General features: G+C 43.4%; 13 protein-coding genes. 5 read left to right on the forward strand and 8 right to left on the reverse strand.

Annotation, left to right across the window (positions count from 1 at the left end):
• The first annotated feature begins 53 nt into the window (after positions 1–53).
• A complete protein-coding gene (ctaD, locus tag AACU32_RS01885) occupies positions 54–1712 on the forward strand; it encodes a cytochrome c oxidase subunit I (protein ID WP_096597317.1) in 1659 nt (552 codons plus the stop codon).
• 200 nt (positions 1713–1912) lie between these two features.
• Positions 1913–2524 (forward strand): cytochrome c oxidase subunit 3, encoded by a 612-nt coding sequence (locus AACU32_RS01890; protein ID WP_096597319.1) that lies wholly within the window; start codon positions 1913–1915, stop codon positions 2522–2524.
• 128 nt (positions 2525–2652) lie between these two features.
• Here AACU32_RS01890 and AACU32_RS01895 read toward each other — a convergent pair whose 3' ends face one another.
• Entirely contained in the window at positions 2653–3273 is a 621-nt protein-coding gene (locus AACU32_RS01895) for a pentapeptide repeat-containing protein (RefSeq protein WP_096597321.1), read from the reverse strand.
• 131 nt (positions 3274–3404) lie between these two features.
• Between AACU32_RS01895 and AACU32_RS01900 the strand changes: the two genes are divergently transcribed.
• Positions 3405–3536 carry a hypothetical protein gene (locus AACU32_RS01900; protein ID WP_339377422.1) on the forward strand — a complete coding sequence of 44 codons (132 nt, stop codon included), beginning with the start codon at positions 3405–3407 and terminating at the stop codon, positions 3534–3536.
• A gap of 278 nt (positions 3537–3814) precedes the next feature.
• Here the strand turns inward: AACU32_RS01900 and trpE are convergent, their stop codons facing one another.
• The 3 genes from trpE to AACU32_RS01915 form a co-directional block, all read right to left on the reverse strand.
• Positions 3815–5323 (reverse strand): anthranilate synthase component I, encoded by a 1509-nt coding sequence (gene trpE / locus AACU32_RS01905; protein WP_096597323.1) that lies wholly within the window; start codon positions 5321–5323, stop codon positions 3815–3817.
• 210 nt (positions 5324–5533) lie between these two features.
• Positions 5534–5947 (reverse strand): photosystem I reaction center subunit II PsaD, encoded by a 414-nt coding sequence (locus tag AACU32_RS01910; protein WP_096597325.1) that lies wholly within the window; start codon positions 5945–5947, stop codon positions 5534–5536.
• Positions 5948–6154: 207 nt separating this feature from the next.
• A complete protein-coding gene (locus AACU32_RS01915) occupies positions 6155–8209 on the reverse strand; it encodes a DICT sensory domain-containing protein (RefSeq protein ID WP_096597327.1) in 2055 nt (684 codons plus the stop codon).
• Between the two features lie 1342 nt (positions 8210–9551).
• Between AACU32_RS01915 and AACU32_RS01920 the strand changes: the two genes are divergently transcribed.
• Positions 9552–11843: an amylo-alpha-1,6-glucosidase gene (locus tag AACU32_RS01920; RefSeq protein WP_096597329.1), complete on the forward strand. Its 2292-nt coding sequence runs from the start codon at positions 9552–9554 to the stop codon at positions 11841–11843.
• Between the two features lie 337 nt (positions 11844–12180).
• Here the strand turns inward: AACU32_RS01920 and AACU32_RS01925 are convergent, their stop codons facing one another.
• From AACU32_RS01925 to AACU32_RS01935, 3 genes are all read right to left on the reverse strand, one after another.
• Positions 12181–12498, reverse strand: coding sequence for a DUF2973 domain-containing protein (locus AACU32_RS01925; protein WP_096597331.1), 318 nt, complete (start codon positions 12496–12498; stop codon positions 12181–12183).
• 377 nt (positions 12499–12875) lie between these two features.
• A complete protein-coding gene (locus AACU32_RS01930; RefSeq protein WP_096597333.1) occupies positions 12876–13193 on the reverse strand; it encodes a DUF2605 domain-containing protein in 318 nt (105 codons plus the stop codon).
• An 82-nt stretch (positions 13194–13275) separates the two neighbouring features.
• Complete coding sequence (locus AACU32_RS01935; RefSeq protein WP_339377423.1) at positions 13276–13443, reverse strand: hypothetical protein; 168 nt, start codon at positions 13441–13443, stop codon at positions 13276–13278.
• Positions 13444–13900: 457 nt separating this feature from the next.
• Here AACU32_RS01935 and thrS point away from each other — a divergent pair, with 457 nt between their 5' ends.
• Positions 13901–15730 (forward strand): threonine--tRNA ligase, encoded by a 1830-nt coding sequence (gene thrS / locus AACU32_RS01940; protein WP_096597335.1) that lies wholly within the window; start codon positions 13901–13903, stop codon positions 15728–15730.
• A 623-nt stretch (positions 15731–16353) separates the two neighbouring features.
• Here thrS and psb34 read toward each other — a convergent pair.
• The gene (psb34, locus tag AACU32_RS01945) at positions 16354–16524 is read right to left on the reverse strand and encodes a photosystem II assembly protein Psb34 (RefSeq protein WP_339377424.1); all 171 of its coding nucleotides are present in this window, start codon (positions 16522–16524) and stop codon (positions 16354–16356) included.
• Positions 16525–16682 lie beyond the last annotated feature (158 nt).

A 16682-nucleotide genomic window follows, 5' to 3' on the forward strand; every position in this document is an offset into this window, starting at 1 on the left:
CTACCTTTGTGTTTCTCTAGCCCCTAGCCCCTAGCCCCTAGCCCCTTTTTCTTATGACACAATTAGAAACTTCGCAAACCACAGCAGTCGTTACCCATCACCAACTACCCCAAAGTTGGAAATGGTACGACTACTTCACCTTTAATATCGATCACAAAGTCATTGGCATTCAATATCTGGTGACAGCCTTTGTGTTTTACCTGATTGGGGGATTGATGGCGATGGCCATCCGCATCGAATTAAATACACCCGATGCAGATTTTCTCGACCCCAATCTTTATAACGCCTTCATGACCAATCACGGGACTTTGATGATTTTTATGTGGATTGTACCAGCTGCCATTGGTGGATTTGGTAACTTCCTCATACCGTTGATGGTGGGCGCACGAGATATGGCATTTCCGAAATTAAATGCGATCGCTTTTTGGCTGAATCCACCGGCTGGGGCATTACTGTTAGGTAGTTTCTTTTTTGGCGGTTCCCAAAGCGGCTGGACTGCTTACCCACCATTGAGTTTAATTACCGCTAATACTGCCCAGACAATGTGGATTTTAGCGATCGTCCTTATTGGGACTTCCTCAATTTTGGGATCGTTAAACTTTGTTGTTACCATCTTGAAGATGAAAGTACCCAGTATGCAGTGGACTCAACTGCCATTATTCTGCTGGGCAATTTTAGCAACTTCATTCCTCGCCTTATTTTCTACCCCAGTGCTAGCGGCGGGATTGGTGCTGTTATTATTTGATATCAACTTTGGCACTTCTTTCTTTAAACCTGATGCTGGGGGAAATGTGGTGCTTTATCAGCATTTATTTTGGTTTTATTCCCATCCCGCAGTATATTTAATGATTTTACCCATCTTTGGCATTATGTCCGAGGTGATTCCCGTTCACGCCCGTAAGCCGATTTTTGGCTATAAAGCGATCGCTTATTCCAGCTTGGCAATCTGCGTGATCGGTTTATTTGTCTGGGTACACCACATGTTTACCAGTGGAACACCCCCTTGGATGCGGATGTTCTTCACGATTTCCACCCTGATTGTTGCGGTTCCCACTGGCGTCAAGATTTTTGGTTGGGTGGCGACACTTTGGGGTGGAAAAATCCGCTTCACCAGCGCCATGCTATTTGCCATTGGCTTGCTGTCAATGTTTGTAGTTGGCGGATTGGGCGGTGTAACATTGGGTACAGCTCCTTTTGACCTCCACGTTCACGATACATATTATGTAGTTGGTCACTTCCATTACGTCTTATTTGGCGGTTCTGTATTTGGCATCTATGCGGGAATTTATCATTGGTTTCCCAAAATGACTGGGCGGATGATGAATGAAACTTGGGGAAAGGTTCACTTTGCCCTCACCTTTGTCGGTACTCACCTCACCTTCTTACCCATGCACCAACTGGGATTACAAGGAATGCCGCGCCGAGTCGCTATGTATGACCCTCAGTTTGCGGGAATTAATCATATTTGTACCATAGGCGCAATTGTTCTGGGCATATCTGTAATACCGTTCTTCTTCAACGCGATTTGGAGTTGGATGTATGGCCCCAAAGCAGCAGATAACCCTTGGGATGCACTAACTTTAGAGTGGACAACCGCTTCCCCACCTGCGATTGAAAATTGGGAAGTATTACCTGTAGTCACTCACGGCCCCTATGATTACGGGCGCAATCTTGAAGTTAATCAAACAGCCCAAACTGCTGCTTCGATTTAACGTTAGTTAAACAAACCTCTCCCACTATTAGGGTCTGCAAACTCTTTACTCTGCGTTCTCTGTGCCTCTGCGGTTTTAAAAAATGATTTTTAACCGCAGAGGACGCAGAGGGCACAGAGATCAGGACTTGTGTGTACACCATTTGGAGAGGGCTTAAATTCAAGCGAATTATTTCTCCTTAACTCTGGAAATTGGAATTTATGCAGGATTCAACTTTGAACGCCCCAGAAATATCGTTGGGTTCAGCCGCTTCCCATGAAGAACATCCAGACTTGCGGGTGTTTGGGCTGCTGACGTTTCTGCTTTCCGAGTCCTTGATGTTTGGCGGTTTTTTTGCCACTTACCTCGTTCTGCGTGGTGGTACCGCAGTTTGGCCGCCGGAAGGTACAGAAGTGGAATTACTCGTGCCGACTATCAACACTATCATTCTGGTTTCTAGCAGTTTTGTCATCCACTTAGGTGATACAGCAATTAAGAAGAACAATGTCGCCGGAATGCGCTTGTGGTATGGCATCACGGCGCTGATGGGAGCTATTTTCCTAGGAGGTCAGGTATATGAGTATTTGACTCTGGGATATGGGTTAACAACTAACGTGTTTGCCAACTGTTTTTACTTGATGACAGGCTTTCATGGTTTACACGTATTTGTAGGGTTGTTGTTAATACTTGGTGTTCTGTGGCGATCGCGCCGTTTCGGTCATTACTCTGCTACTAAACACACTGGCATTGAAATGGCAGAAATCTACTGGCACTTTGTAGACATCATCTGGATCGTTCTATTTACGCTGCTGTATATCTTGACTCTGTTTTAGGGAATTCCAAGTAAAAAATATTTCATTGCTATTGTTGACAGTTGACGGTTCACAGTTAACAGTCAACCGTCAACTGTCAAGACTTTAACGGAATAATTTATTTTTTGGAGTTCCCTGAATGTCTGTATTCAACCGACTTCCAGCAAACTTGGTATCGGTGAACTTTCTTCACTAACAAGGCAGTAACGCAAATCCAAACCAGTTATGTCTACTTCTGTAAAATCAACGTAACGAAGATCGGTTTTGAACAAGATGGCTTTGGTGAGAATACTATGACTTAAGTCTGTGTTGCTCAAATTTGCCCCAGTCAGGTTTGCACCTCTGAGATTTGCCCCTGCTAGCAAAGCCCCACTGAGGTTGGCATAACTCAAGTCTGCCCCAGCCAGATTGACACCGCTGAGATCAGCATTATGCAGATTTGCTAAGCGCAAGTCTGCTCTGTGTAAGGAAGCTTTATGCAAGTCAACTTGAGTCAGATTCGCCCGAATTAGGTTAGCACTCTTCAGGTTTGCCCAAATTAGGTTTGCTCGGGTTAAGTCGGTTCTCCATAGAGAAGCAGCGGTCAAATTTGCTTCAATCAGGTTTGCTCCCCGGAGGTTAGCCTGAGATAAAGCTGCTCTAGCTAGATTAGCCCTAGCCAGATTGATTCCAGCTAGACACACCTCGCTCAGATTGACTGAGTGCAGGCTTACCTGAGTGAAATTTCTCTCTCCTGCACGATAGCTTTTGAGAAGTTCATCAGCATCCATCAAGCCTGCCTCCCAAATCTTGAATAATCATCCAGAAATTACACCATACGAGTGAAAATTGCCGTAAATAGCTTATTTGATGGAACTTGGAAACACTCCGCATCAATCTTCAAACTATTTAACAATTTGTTATGTCACTCGTTACTTTGAGCAGCAACGATAGGCGTTTTGCTCAAAGTAACGAGGTAGCGATCGCTTACTCGTTTACTTCGATTCCAGACCATAATGCATACTCGGCATACATCACACGCTCAAATGCATAGTTATCCACACATGGTGTAACGCCTGAGATTGCTTTACATGTCCTTATGTAAAGAAATATAACAGTTTTGTTACAAATCTGCAATGATTTCTCAGTTATCTTTGATAATTCCTGGTTATATGAGATATAAACGTTTTCAGCGTTGACTTTCAAGTTGTTGACCGTCAACAGTCTGTAGGGGCGGGTTTATTTAGATCATTGTTGATCCACGAGGATATCTGTGAACCCGCCCCTACAACACTCAACAATAACGACAAAATATTTTTGACTTGGAAGGCTCTAACGCAAGCAACGAATCGCTTCTAATAAACCTCTGGCTTTATTCAGTGTCTCTTCATATTCTTTTTCGGGTTCAGAGTCAGCCACCAAACCCGCGCCAGCTTGTACGCTGACGGTGCGATCGCGTAGTACCATTGTGCGAATGGCGATCGCACTATTTAATTGTCCTTCAAAATCGTAATAACCATAAACACCAGAATAAACACCGCGCCGGCTAGGTTCTAATTCGTGGATAATTTCCATCGCCCGAATTTTTGGCGCACCGCTGACTGTACCTGCGGGAAAGCAAGCTTTGAGTAAATCCCATGCTGTTTTATCAGTTGCTAATTTACCGACTACATTACTGACAATATGCATCACATGGGAGTAGCGTTCCACCACCATTAATTCATCAACTCTCACACTACCGCTTTGGCAGACGCGCCCCAAATCATTTCGCCCTAAGTCAACTAACATCACATGTTCAGCAACTTCTTTGGGGTCTTGGAGTAAATCTTGTGCTAAAGCCGCATCTTCTTTGGTATTTTTCCCTCTAGGGCGCGTTCCCGCAATCGGGCGGACAGTTGCGACGATCTCACCATCGCGATCGCGTTCAGCTTTGACCATGACTTCTGGGCTGGAACCGATGATTTGCCAATCTTGGAAGTTAAAGAAAGCCATGTAAGGCGAGGGATTAATCTGGCGCAGGGAACGGTAAAGCGCAAAGGGGTCGCCTGTGTATTCGGTAGATAATCGCTGGGAAATGACGACTTGAAAGATATCTCCTGCTTTGATATATTCTTTTGCTTTTTCGACGCTGGCGCAGAATTCTCTGCGAGTAAAGTTGCTGCTGTATTCTACGGCGGCTTTTTTACTACCTGGAGGTGTCCAAGAAAATTTCGTTTTCTCCGGTGATAAGGGTAGAGATAACTTGTTGAGCATTTGGGTAACGCGATCGCTTGCTTGCTGATAAGCTGCTTGTAAATCTACTTGTGGGTCACGTAAATCAGCATAGGCGATCGCCCAAATTTTGCGTTTCACCTGGTCAAAAATTAACAGGTGGTCTACCTGCATCCACAACCCATCGGGAATATTTCTCTCGTCCTGTGGATAAATTGGCACACGGGGTTCTATCCAATTAATCAATTCATAACCCCAAAAGCCAAACAACCCACCAATTCCCGGTGGTAGTTGTGGTAATTTGACTGGCTGATAAGGTTCTAGACAGTTAGCTAAAGCTGTAAACGGGTCACCTGCAAACACCACCTGAGAACCATCGCGGTGTGTCTGGGTTGTACTATTCCCTCTGGCTGACAACACCCACAGCGGATCGCAACCTAATAAACTATAACGTCCCAGTTTTTCCCCACCTTCCACAGATTCCAACAAAAAGCTGTAAGGCTGACCAGCACAGACCTTATACCAAGCAGATACTGGCGTATCTAGATCGGCTACCCATTCCTGATATACCGGCACAAAGTTGCCTTGCGAAGCTAATTGCGAAAAATCAGAAAAATCGGGAAAAATCATAAAAACTTTGGGAATTGGGCATGGGGCATCGCGGAAATCGAGCGTTCGCGTAGCGTCTCGCAGAGAAGTCGATATTCAGCCTAACAGGCATAGGGCATAGGGCATAGGGTATTAAGTATTAAGGATAAAGGATTGGGTATCAAATCTTTTCCCAGCCTCTAGCCCTTAGTCCCTAGTCCCTAGTCCCTATTCCCTTCCAGTATCTAGTACCTAAGCATCGAAGGTATATTTACCACTGAACTTCAGCGCAGATGGTTCGGGGTTGCTACCAATGTTACGTGCTACGTAACGGACTTTTTCACGACCTTCTTTCACCTTTTCAGGGAAAGTTCCATCAGCGGGGTGAATTAAAGTGGTTTCACCTGAGGGCAGAATCCGGTAAATTTTGTAGTCTGTGATTTTGAATTTCCGGAGTTGACCACCCAAAGCGATACCATATTCTTTACGCGCTATGTACAATAGGTTTTCTCCCTGTTGCATAGTAGCCGCACCACCTGTAGGCAGTTCAAAAACTTGAGCCTTGGGGCTAGTCCAGGTGATAGCATACTTTTCTTCCGTTGCTGCTTTTGTTAGCAAGCCACCAGTGCTGCCAGCAAATAGCGGAGTTTTTCCAGAAAGTGCCATAAAGTAGTCTCTCAACGTTTTTAGGGCATCCTAACACCGCTAAATGGATCATGTTGCGATCGTGTTATAGACTGTAACAGTTTTTAGTCATTTGTCATTTGTCATTGGTCATTGGTCATGGGGGAGGCAGTGCGTTGGACGGGTTAAGAGGCTTGTAGACGCGGAGCGGCTTCCCGCAGGGTAGCAACTGCCGTCATGGGGCATAAATTATTTCTTATTTATCTCCTTTCCCTTGTCCCCCTTGTCCCCCTTCCCCCTCTGCCCCCCTGCCCCTCTGCCCCTCTCTGGGCTGCTCTGGACAATGGGGATAGTAAAGTGAAACTGACTACCTTGGTCTTTGCCTTTGGATGTCGCCCAAATTTCCCCACCCCAGCCATTGACAATTTGGCGACAAATTGCTAATCCCAAACCTGTACCGCCTGTACTCCGGCGTAATGCGCCTTCTTCTTGATAAAAGCGGTCAAAAACTATTTCTAATCTGTTGGGTTCGATACCCCTCCCTGTATCAGCTACGGTAACTTCAACCATTTGTTGCTTGTTGCGCATCGCGCTAATGCTAATTTCTCCCTTTGATGGTGTAAATTTAAAAGCGTTGTCTACAAGTTTGGCGATTACCTCTACCAGCCAATCACCGTCAGCTTTGACTAAAGGCAGGTTTTTGGCAATATTAGTGGTAATTACCGGCGGCTTTTCGTTTGTGGAGCGTGTTCGCATCCGGCTAAGTGATAGATCTACGCACTCTTGTAAAATCAGAGATTCAGGATGCCATTCCACTCGACCACTTTCGAGGTTGGAAAGTGTTAAGAAATCTTGCACTAATTTCCGCATCCGTTCGGAATCAGCAAGAGCAGTTTCCAGCATGACTTGTTGTAAATCTTGGGGCATATCTGGCTCGCTGGCGAGGCTTTCTAGGCAAACTTGAATGGTTGATAGGGGGGTGCGGAGTTCGTGTCCGGTAATGGCTATCAGGTTGCTGCGAGTGCGATCGAGGGCTTCTAATTGCTGATTGAGTTCTTCGAGGTTGGCGTAGGCTTCTGCTTGAATTAAAGCTGCTCCCACCTGGGTAGCGATCGCTTTGACTAAATCTAATTCTCCGGGTTGGCACTCATGGGGCGATGGATTGCAATAGTGTAATTCTACTATCCCCAGCAATCGCCCTTGATAGAACACTGGTTCAATCAGCCACGAACGAATAGCAAATTTTTTGGCGATCGCAGATAGCACTGGGGAATTGATCACCCCAGGATCGGCTAAGGTATCGCTGACACACACACCCTCGCCAAGTTTGACTATTTCCCGAAATAAGGGATTTTGCTCTAACTCCCAGGTTTGTCCTAACACGGATGACACCCCTGGATGTAAAAATTCATGTTCAATTATGGCTTTGGCTTCTGTCGCTTGGGCGCGATAAATTAAACAGCGCCCAGCGTCCATGTGCTGTCCCAATTCTTGTGCGGCTATTTGCAATACTTCATGGGGATCGAGCGATCGCCGAATTGCAGTACTAATTGAGTTGATTAAGCTTTCTTTCCGTGCTTGGGCTGTAATCGAACGATAGGCTTTATGCAATTTGTACTGGCTAGCTTGCAGATAAGTTACTAAGCGTTGCACAAAAGGATCGGTATCTATGTCACAAGCATATGTGTTGCTCTGTTCTGCTGCTGATGCTATTTTCGGTTTCCCAATCCCAAATCTTTGGCGTGCTTCCTCAACTTTGTCCCCTAGATCTGGTCTGTAAACTACAATCCTCTCTAGTAGTAATTGGGCTGCTTTGAGGCTGACTCCTCTTTCTGATGTCCAAATTCCCTCAAACCTACGTGCTGTATCCATATCCAGACTCGGAATTAGCTCTGGATGCTGCTGATTTTTGGCAATAGAGCCGATACTTTCCCGACAAACAAGGCATGTGGCATAGTTGTCTCCAATGACCACCAAATGCCATTCTTGGCTTAAGGCATCATCTGGCTCAAAAGCTACTTTTTCATAAAATTCCGAGCTATTGGTAAAATCTGTTTCCGGCGCAGATAATACGTATATTTGGTTACTTCGCTCTGATAGGCGTAGGTAGCGATGCGCTTCTTGGCGATAAAAGCGCTCTCGTTGGAAGCTAGCAATTATCAAAGGCTGGACTAAAGTCGCCGCCAAAACTTGGTCTTCCATCGCATGGGACAGCGCCGTTAGTGAAGCTTTGAAATATAGCTGGGGTCGTAGGTAGGGGAGGAACTGTAGCAGATCACTCAGCACAGAAGTTGAAATGCTCATGAATGTCGTTAAGAAAAGCCCAATTTCGATCGGAATCCAAGTCACAGATGCATTGTACAAATTACAACGGACTATAAAGTCATTTAGGCGATCGCAATATGTAAAGAATCGTGAAAATGACTTTTTGCAGCAGTGCCAAACTCTGATTCTAATTTAAGAGGAGCTTGTACAGCTTTATTGGTCATTTGTTTTTTTTTATTCGTATTCAGGAATTTAGTCTTGAATACAACAAGCACACTTTCTGATTACTACAAACCTCTTAAAACTTTTGCCATAGACCACTCGTTAGTAATCTCTGATCAATTATCGCTGATTAATTCAACATTAGCTAATTAAGTATCAATTAGCTGCATCTTTTAGGCAAGTTATAGCTCTCACAAATTCTAACATTTTTGAACTTTTTGATATTTTTGTATTTGTGTATCAAGCTTGACATTAATTCACATCAGGCTGTTCTGTAAGTCATGATATACCTGGACTATGCATGGTATTTATTCATGAGTAACAGAGAATATCCTGTTAATAATACTGGCTATCTATGGGTCTTATCCTCAAAAAAGTTGATAGAATATTGAAGACAGTGCTATATTTTGCAATTTCATTTAATATAACTTTGTCAATAAGTTTAAATTTTTATTAAAACTATGTGATAGATTGCCCAATACAATCTTTTATGAAAAGTAGTTAAGTCTGCAATAAATATTTTGAGTAGAAGCTACTGAACTATCAGCGTATCAGGAGTAGTAAGTAATAATACTAGTTGAAATTAAAATTTTTCTCTAAAAACCAGAATAAACATTCCCCATACCTTGAATATAGGAATCCGGTTTTATTCTGGAAAAAATCTTAGTATCTGTAGGGAAGCCAGTAACGGATACGCAGGGATTTCTCCAACACAAAGCAAGTGGCTCCCCTAGGTATTATTTCCAAAATCAAATAGCAATCTTAGAAGATGGACTATTTTAGATTAAAATAGGTGTAAATATAGATTAATGAGTAAATAATCCGTAAAATAACTTAAAATCGCATTTTTTTAGACTTGACGTTAGCTTAATAAAACTTTAAAAAATATAGGTTTACCAAATCACACACTTGACCATTGACAACCTCAACTGAAATCTATGGCAAGCAGTTTTAGTCTTGGATCTGATTGTTGTAGATTTTATAGCTGTCCTGTTGCCAACAGTATGTCAGTATGATTTTGGCGATAATGACTTAAATAAAATTGCTATAGCGTCTTTTTTCCAAGTTCTCATAGGAGAATCCCTCCGGAGTGAACTTTTATTCCTGTTGACGCTCAAGCGCTCACGAAAATGTATACCTGTACACGGAATGTTGCCTAATGACACCGGATATACTGATGACACCGGAAAGAATTTTCCAGGACGGAAAAACTTATATTCCCGCAGAACAACTACCTATCCCTGAGTGGCCTTGTGTTGTTAGTGAAAGACCACAACCAACACTAACGGTGAAAGATGATGATTTATTTTTGGTGACAGACACGATGGGGAACATTTCTGGTTGTTCCCTCAACGATGGTAACCCCAGTATGGGACTGTTTTGTTGTGATACCAGATTTCTCAGCCGCCTAGAGTTACAAATTGAAGGGCGATCGCCTGTGCTGCTAAGCAGTACAGCAGAAAAAGGATTTGCTCTGTCAGTGTTATGTACTAACCCCAGGATTGATGAACGCCTGAGAGCTGATACTGTAGGGATTCGCCGAGAATTGGTACTCAATGGGGCACTGTTTGAAGAAATTGAAGTAGCTAATTATAGCACAACCACCGTTAGTTTTGAACTGAGTATCAGCTTTGATGGCGATTTTGTGGATTTATTTGAGGTGCGGGGCTATGACCGAGGCCAACGCGGTAGACTACTACGTTTAGTGGAACCCCTAGCTGAAGAAGGAACATCCTCTGAAGGCGATGGCTTTTCAGGTGTACAAACTCAGCCAATGCTATTACGTGACGAATTCTTAACCTTGGCTTATCAAGGTTTGGATGGCTTAGTCATGGAATCGCGTATCCAATTTCAGTATCGCCAACCAGACTACTTTAAGGGTTACACTGCGGTTTGGCAGTTAGAGTTGACTCCCCACGAAACCCAAAAACTGGGTTATCGGGTGAATCTGTTGCGAAATAATCAGCCTAGTTCTACTGTCAACGCCGCGATTACCTTACAACAAGCGAAAGCGGCTGAGTTAATGGAAGAACAACAATGGGTTAACCAAATTACCCGCATTAGCTCAGATAAAAGCCTTTTCAATCGCGTGATTGAACGGGCTGAGCAAGATATGTATTTATTGCGTCAGTCCTTTGGCAAGTATAAGACAGTTTCTGCGGGAGTACCTTGGTTTTCTGCACTGTTTGGGCGAGATTCCATCATTACCGCTTCCCAAACTTTGATGTTAAATCCGACAATTGCCAAAGAAACGCTGATGCTGCTAGCGAAATACCAAGGCAAAACTGAGGATGAGTGGCGCGAAGAAGAACCAGGGAAGATTTTACACGAGTTGCGCTTGGGGGAAATGGCACGTTGTCAAGAAATTCCCCATACACCATACTACGGTACAGTCGATGCTACTCCTCTGTGGCTGATGCTCTATGCTGAGTATTATGCTTGGACAAACGATCACGAAACTTTAGAGCAACTTTGGCCCAATGCCTTAGCAGCAATGGAGTGGATTGACCGCAATACTAAACAAACTAGCTACTTAAGCTACTATCGTAAATCTAAACGCGGTCTAGCTAACCAAGGTTGGAAAGACTCAGGCGACTGTATTGTAGACCATAAGGGAGAGCTAGCTAATGGTGCGATCGCTCTTTGTGAGGTACAAGCATATGTTTATGCCGCAAAAATGCGCCTAGCAGAAATTGCGCGGATGAAAAAGCGGCTAGACTTAGCAGATAGATGGCAAGAAGAAGCGAGAAATCTCAAGGTGCGGTTTAACAGAGATTTCTGGATGGAAGACCAAGATTTCTGTGCTTTAGCTTTAGATGGCGACGGTAAGCAGGTAGATAGTATTACCTCCAATCCTGGTCATTGTTTGTATTTGGGGATATTTACACCCGAAAAAGCCTATAGCGTCGCCGAAAGATTGCGCGCCCCAGATATGTTTAATGGTTGGGGGATTCGCACACTCAGTAGTTTATCCCCAGCTTATAACCCAATGGGCTATCACATCGGTTCAGTTTGGCCTCATGACAACGCTATCATAGCGATGGGATTGCGATCGCTTGGGTTAATCGATCAAGCCCTAGAATTATTCCAAGGTTTATTTGATATGACTAGCCAACAACCATATCAACGTCCCCCAGAACTGTTCTGCGGCTACGAACGTAACGGTGATAACGCCCCCGTACAGTATCCAGTCGCCTGTACTCCCCAAGCTTGGGCTACGGGTAGTGTCTTTCAACTTTTGCAAATGATGGTCAATCTCGTACCGGATGCGCAAAATAACTGCTTGCGCATCATCGACCCCTCTTTACCAGAGTCGATTAATCGCTTGTCTTTCCATAATTTGCAAGTTGGTACTACCATTCTCGATTTAGAATTTGAGCGTTCTGGTAACACTACTGCTTGTCGTGTAGCCAAAAAACGCGGCAATCTCCGAGTGGTGATTGAAGCTTAATTATTGGGCATTGGGCATGGGGCATTGGGCATTGGGCATTTCTTATTATCTCCCTTCCCTTGTCCCCCTTCCCTTGTCTCCCCTGCCCCTCTGCCCCCCTGCCCTCAAAAAATAAAAAACTCCACCCACAAGGGGTTGGGGTATTAAACTCCTTCTTTTCAACAACTGACAACTGACAACTGACAACTGACAACTGACACGCGTAAAGCCTTCGGCATAGCTTCGCTTAGCGCGTAGCGTCCCGCTCTTAAGCGCAATAAAAAAAGAAAGAAGATGCAAATTTCTCCTTTCTTTACCTTTTATTAATTAATCTTCACTCAGGAATCAGTACTCCGATTTAGCTTTCTTCCTGATTCTCTACTTTACGACCAGGAGAAGATTCATATAAAGCATCTAGTTGCTGGCGAGCATCTTCAACGTTGATTGACCGCATCACTAATAAAGGCTCTTTAATTAAGTTACCTGCACTATCTAATAACTCTGGATGTGGTGTAAACTGCTTTTTTGATGAGGAATAGCCATATTTACCCTGGTTATTCATTGCCGGATAAGTCCGCTCTCGATCAAAACTAAACATAATCAGATTGCGAATTAAATTGGCAACAGCAATAACGGCAAGGATTGTAAAAGCCAGAATGTAAAGCAGGTGTAACATCGGATTTGTCCTCCAGAGGAAGCGAGTTTAAAAAGTTTTTACTGTAACGTGGCGCTTAGCTGGTAACTTAAATTACAGCTATAGCGACTAAGTAACGTAATATTTGTACGTCAGATTTTGGTTATTAAGGGCAATGTACGAACCGTCATTCAAAACACGGTAGCATGTTATACATTATTTTCTGATTTATTCAAAATTTATTAAGGATTTTGTACTTTCGAGAGGGCTTATATACTACTACGCTGAATCCAAAATGCTTGTCAAGTAAGCTTTTCAATGATTCTGAGTAGTTCGTCTATTTCTGTGCAGCTTTGACTAGATACCAACTTACTGTGATTAATTAAGTCTATCGAACTTAATTAATAAAAACTTATTTTTCACTCATCTTTTTCTTGATGGAAGCGCATAACCACATTCCAGCATTTCGTTACCAGATCATGCCAAGGCTTTATGGTTGCCATATCAATCCCAACTTGTCCATCGGTTGCATTGAATAGCATTTTCGCTGTGTTTAGTTCATTCTGTGCTTGCTTGATTTGTAAAAGCAAGTCCTTTTGCTCTTGCTCACTCATAAATGAGAGTTGTCTGGTTTCCAAAAAATCACGCGATCGCGCAAACCAAAAATCAAAATCCTCCAACAGTGGTTCTAAAAGGCTTTTTAGCAATTCAGCCCCTGGTAAATTTGAGTCTCGCATAAATGAGAAGCATACTTCTAAGTTTCTTTCTCATATTAACTTTATTTACAATTCTTCACATCCTTTTTTCTGGTTTCGTGAGTCAGATTAATGAAAATTTTGTATTTCCATATACATTTTTATATTTTACCCTGTGCCCTAGAGGTTTAAATAACTGCCTGAGGTATGGTGTCTCAAGAGGAATAGCGATCGCACCCTCAAAAGTCAACTGCGATCGCGCTAGAAATAAATCAGCCTCAAGATAGATCATTAATTATAATGATATGTTGCGAAATGTTACTGTTAACTCAGCACAGATTCTGATGAATTTTTCATAAAGAAAATATCTAAATGGTAGGGTGCTATAGTCTTGGCATCGGTGGGACTTGTGGTTGCGTAATGGTGAATTGTCCCTGTAGCCTTAATTCCCACTTGTGGCGTAACTTATCTGAATCTTATCTATCAATGTTGCTGCAAATAATCGTCATTGCCACCGGAGGGAAGCGATCGCATAGTTTCACCAGACATCATATTAATATCAGTTTGAGGCGATCGCTTTTCGTTACCGCAGTTTTAATTTAGCTTCAGCGGAAGTTGGGAGAGTTGATCTAGCATAGGGAAAAGCCTATGAAGATGGCATATTTGCCCATGTTATATTTGGGTAGATTTTTCAGAACACCCACTGATAAATCAGCATTTCAATCACTTCGCCAATGGTTTAGCAGCCGATGTCGCCTAATCAACTTCCCAACCAACCAGAACAATCTGCAAAAATGTATTTACCTCGTAGCAGCGAATCGGAAACTTTAAAAAAAATCCGCCACACTGCTTCCCATGTGATGGCTATGGCTGTACAAAAGCTGTTTCCTAAGGCGCAAGTCACAATTGGCCCCTGGATCGATAATGGCTTTTATTATGATTTTGACAATCCAGAACCGTTTAGCGATAAGGATTTAAAAGCCATCCAAAAAGAGATGGTGAAAATTATTAATCGCAAATTACCAGTAGTTCGGGAAGAAGTCAGCCGCCAAGAAGCTGAACGTCGGATTCAGGAAATTAAAGAACCTTATAAGTTAGAAATTCTCGCAGATATTAAGCAAGAACCAATCACGATTTACCACCTGGGAAATGAATGGTGGGATTTGTGCGCGGGGCCGCATTTAGAAAATACCAGCGAAATTAACCCGAAAGCGATTGAATTAGAAAGCGTTGCGGGTGCTTATTGGCGGGGTGATGAAACCAAAGCCCAATTGCAGAGAATTTACGCTACCGCTTGGGAAACTCCCGAACAATTGGCGGAGTATAAGCGACGCAAAGAAGAAGCACAAAGAAGAGATCACCGCAAACTGGGTAAGGAACTGGGATTATTTATATTTTCTGACCTTGTGGGGCCGGGTTTACCTTTGTGGACTCCCAAAGGTACTTTGTTGCGGAGTATGTTAGAAGACTTTTTGAAACAGGAACAGCTAAAACGCGGTTATTTACCTGTAGTCACCCCCCATATCGCCAGGGTGGATTTATTTAAAACTTCTGGACATTGGCAGAAGTATAAAGAAGATATGTTCCCCTTAATGGCGGATGATGCAGAAGCTGCGGCTTTAGAACAAGGCTTTGTGATGAAGCCGATGAATTGTCCGTTTCATATCCAAATATATAAGAGTGAGTTGCGTTCCTATCGGGAACTACCCATGCGGTTAGCGGAATTTGGGACTGTTTACCGCTACGAACAATCAGGGGAATTGGGCGGTTTAACCAGGGTACGCGGTTTTACTGTGGATGATTCCCATCTCTTCGTTACCCCTGAACAGTTAGACAGCGAATTCCTCAGTGTTGTGGATTTGATTTTGTCGGTGTTCAATAAACTACAACTGAAAAACTTTAAAGCTAGACTGAGTTTCCGCGATCCAGCTAGTGATAAGTATATCGGTTCCGATGAAGCTTGGGAAAAAGCTCAAGGTGCAATTCGTCGAGCTGTGGAAAAGTTGGGAATGGAACATTTTGAAGGGATTGGCGAAGCGGCTTTTTATGGGCCGAAACTCGACTTTATCTTTAAGGATGCATTGGAGCGAGAATGGCAATTAGGAACTGTGCAAGTAGATTACAATTTGCCAGAACGCTTTGATTTAGAATACGTTGCTGAAGATGGTTCCCGCAAACGTCCGGTAATGATTCACCGTGCGCCTTTTGGTTCTTTGGAACGGCTGATTGGGATTTTAATTGAAGAGTATGCAGGTGATTTCCCCTTGTGGTTAGCGCCAGTACAAATCAGATTGCTACCAGTTGGGGAAGCCCAAATTGATTTTACTAAAGATGTGGTAGCGAAGATGCAAGCTTTAGGCATTCGTGCCGAAGTTGATTTAAGTGGCGATCGCCTGGGTAAATTGATTCGCAATGCCGAAAAAGATAAAATACCCGTAATGGCTGTAGTCGGAGCCAAGGAAGTGGAAACCAACACCTTGAGTATTCGTACCCGCGCCTCTGGGGAATTAGGCGCTGTTGCAGTGGATGAGGTATTAGATAAATTGAAAACTGCGATCGCTTCTTTCGAGAACTTCTAGCATCATCTAGTCTGGGTAATCTGCAACATATCAATCATCCGTAGGGGCACAACAATGTTCATTGGTGTCAACTTAAGTTAAAAGGCTTATCCCACAAGCATTTTACCCCACCCCTTTATCCCCTCCCCGTAAACGGGGAGGGGAAGTTTTGCGTTAGCAAAGCTGGGGTGGGGTGACGCGGATCGTGATGGTAGGTGAGATAATTCGGTCATCACGTCTTGGCAAGGGTTTCACGTTAAGTTGACACGTATGAACAATGTTGTGCCCTTCTTCAATATTGGGTTTTACCCCTCAATGCTGATATAAATAATTCTCTCGCTTACCCGATATACCGCCCGCAGGCTGGAAGCCTGGGGCTAACGCTACGAAGCCTGCCTTCGCAGGCTAAAAATTGAGCCTGCGAAGGCAGGCTTTGTTTGATTAGCCGCACCATTCTATGGTGACGGCGGGATTTCGGGATAAGCGAGGAGTCTTACCCCTAATTCGCCAGCAGTATCCGTAGGGGCGCGGAAACCCCACCCTGACGCTGCTATTCGCAACAAAAAACCCCGGCGAAACTAACCGGGGTGATGCAGAGAAGAACGAATGACGATGAGAGATTTTGATACAGAAATTTAAAAATTTTAGCTGACGGTCAAAGCAACCAAAGTTAAGGTTGTCACAATCAAACTGGCAAAAATACCTTGAACAAGATATTTGCGTTGTTCCCAAATCGCAGGGTATTCAGCGTAATACATCTGGGGTTCAGTTGCGTAGTTATTGAGAACGCCGTCTTCGTTAATGGTGGTATACATAACTGTTTTTCTTTGTTGTTTTTATTGTGTTTGTTACTTTATGTAAACAAATTTAACAAGATTATTAAAAAAAGTCAATAGGACTTGACAAATAATTGTAGATGGAGTTTGTAAGGCGGGCTTATGTGGTGGGACTATGATTAAAACAGTACTTATGC

It is taken from the genome of Calothrix sp. NIES-2100, assembly GCF_963875285.1.
Taxonomy (GTDB): Bacteria; Cyanobacteriota; Cyanobacteriia; order Cyanobacteriales; family Nostocaceae; genus Aulosira.

What these genes read in the sequence shown, in the direction of transcription:
- ctaD (WP_096597317.1), top strand. Translation starts at nt 54, where the DNA reads ATGACACAATTAGAAACTTCGCAAACCACAGCAGTCGTTACCCATCAC.
- AACU32_RS01890 (WP_096597319.1), top strand. Translation starts at nt 1,913, where the DNA reads ATGCAGGATTCAACTTTGAACGCCCCAGAAATATCGTTGGGTTCAGCC.
- AACU32_RS01895 (WP_096597321.1), bottom strand. Translation starts at nt 3,273, where the DNA reads ATGGATGCTGATGAACTTCTCAAAAGCTATCGTGCAGGAGAGAGAAAT.
- AACU32_RS01900 (WP_339377422.1), top strand. Translation starts at nt 3,405, where the DNA reads ATGTCACTCGTTACTTTGAGCAGCAACGATAGGCGTTTTGCTCAAAGT.
- trpE (WP_096597323.1), bottom strand. Translation starts at nt 5,323, where the DNA reads ATGATTTTTCCCGATTTTTCTGATTTTTCGCAATTAGCTTCGCAAGGC.
- AACU32_RS01910 (WP_096597325.1), bottom strand. Translation starts at nt 5,947, where the DNA reads ATGGCACTTTCTGGAAAAACTCCGCTATTTGCTGGCAGCACTGGTGGC.
- AACU32_RS01915 (WP_096597327.1), bottom strand. Translation starts at nt 8,209, where the DNA reads ATGAGCATTTCAACTTCTGTGCTGAGTGATCTGCTACAGTTCCTCCCC.
- AACU32_RS01920 (WP_096597329.1), top strand. Translation starts at nt 9,552, where the DNA reads ATGACACCGGATATACTGATGACACCGGAAAGAATTTTCCAGGACGGA.
- AACU32_RS01925 (WP_096597331.1), bottom strand. Translation starts at nt 12,498, where the DNA reads ATGTTACACCTGCTTTACATTCTGGCTTTTACAATCCTTGCCGTTATT.
- AACU32_RS01930 (WP_096597333.1), bottom strand. Translation starts at nt 13,193, where the DNA reads ATGCGAGACTCAAATTTACCAGGGGCTGAATTGCTAAAAAGCCTTTTA.
- AACU32_RS01935 (WP_339377423.1), bottom strand. Translation starts at nt 13,443, where the DNA reads ATGATCTATCTTGAGGCTGATTTATTTCTAGCGCGATCGCAGTTGACT.
- thrS (WP_096597335.1), top strand. Translation starts at nt 13,901, where the DNA reads ATGTCGCCTAATCAACTTCCCAACCAACCAGAACAATCTGCAAAAATG.
- psb34 (WP_339377424.1), bottom strand. Translation starts at nt 16,524, where the DNA reads ATGTATACCACCATTAACGAAGACGGCGTTCTCAATAACTACGCAACT.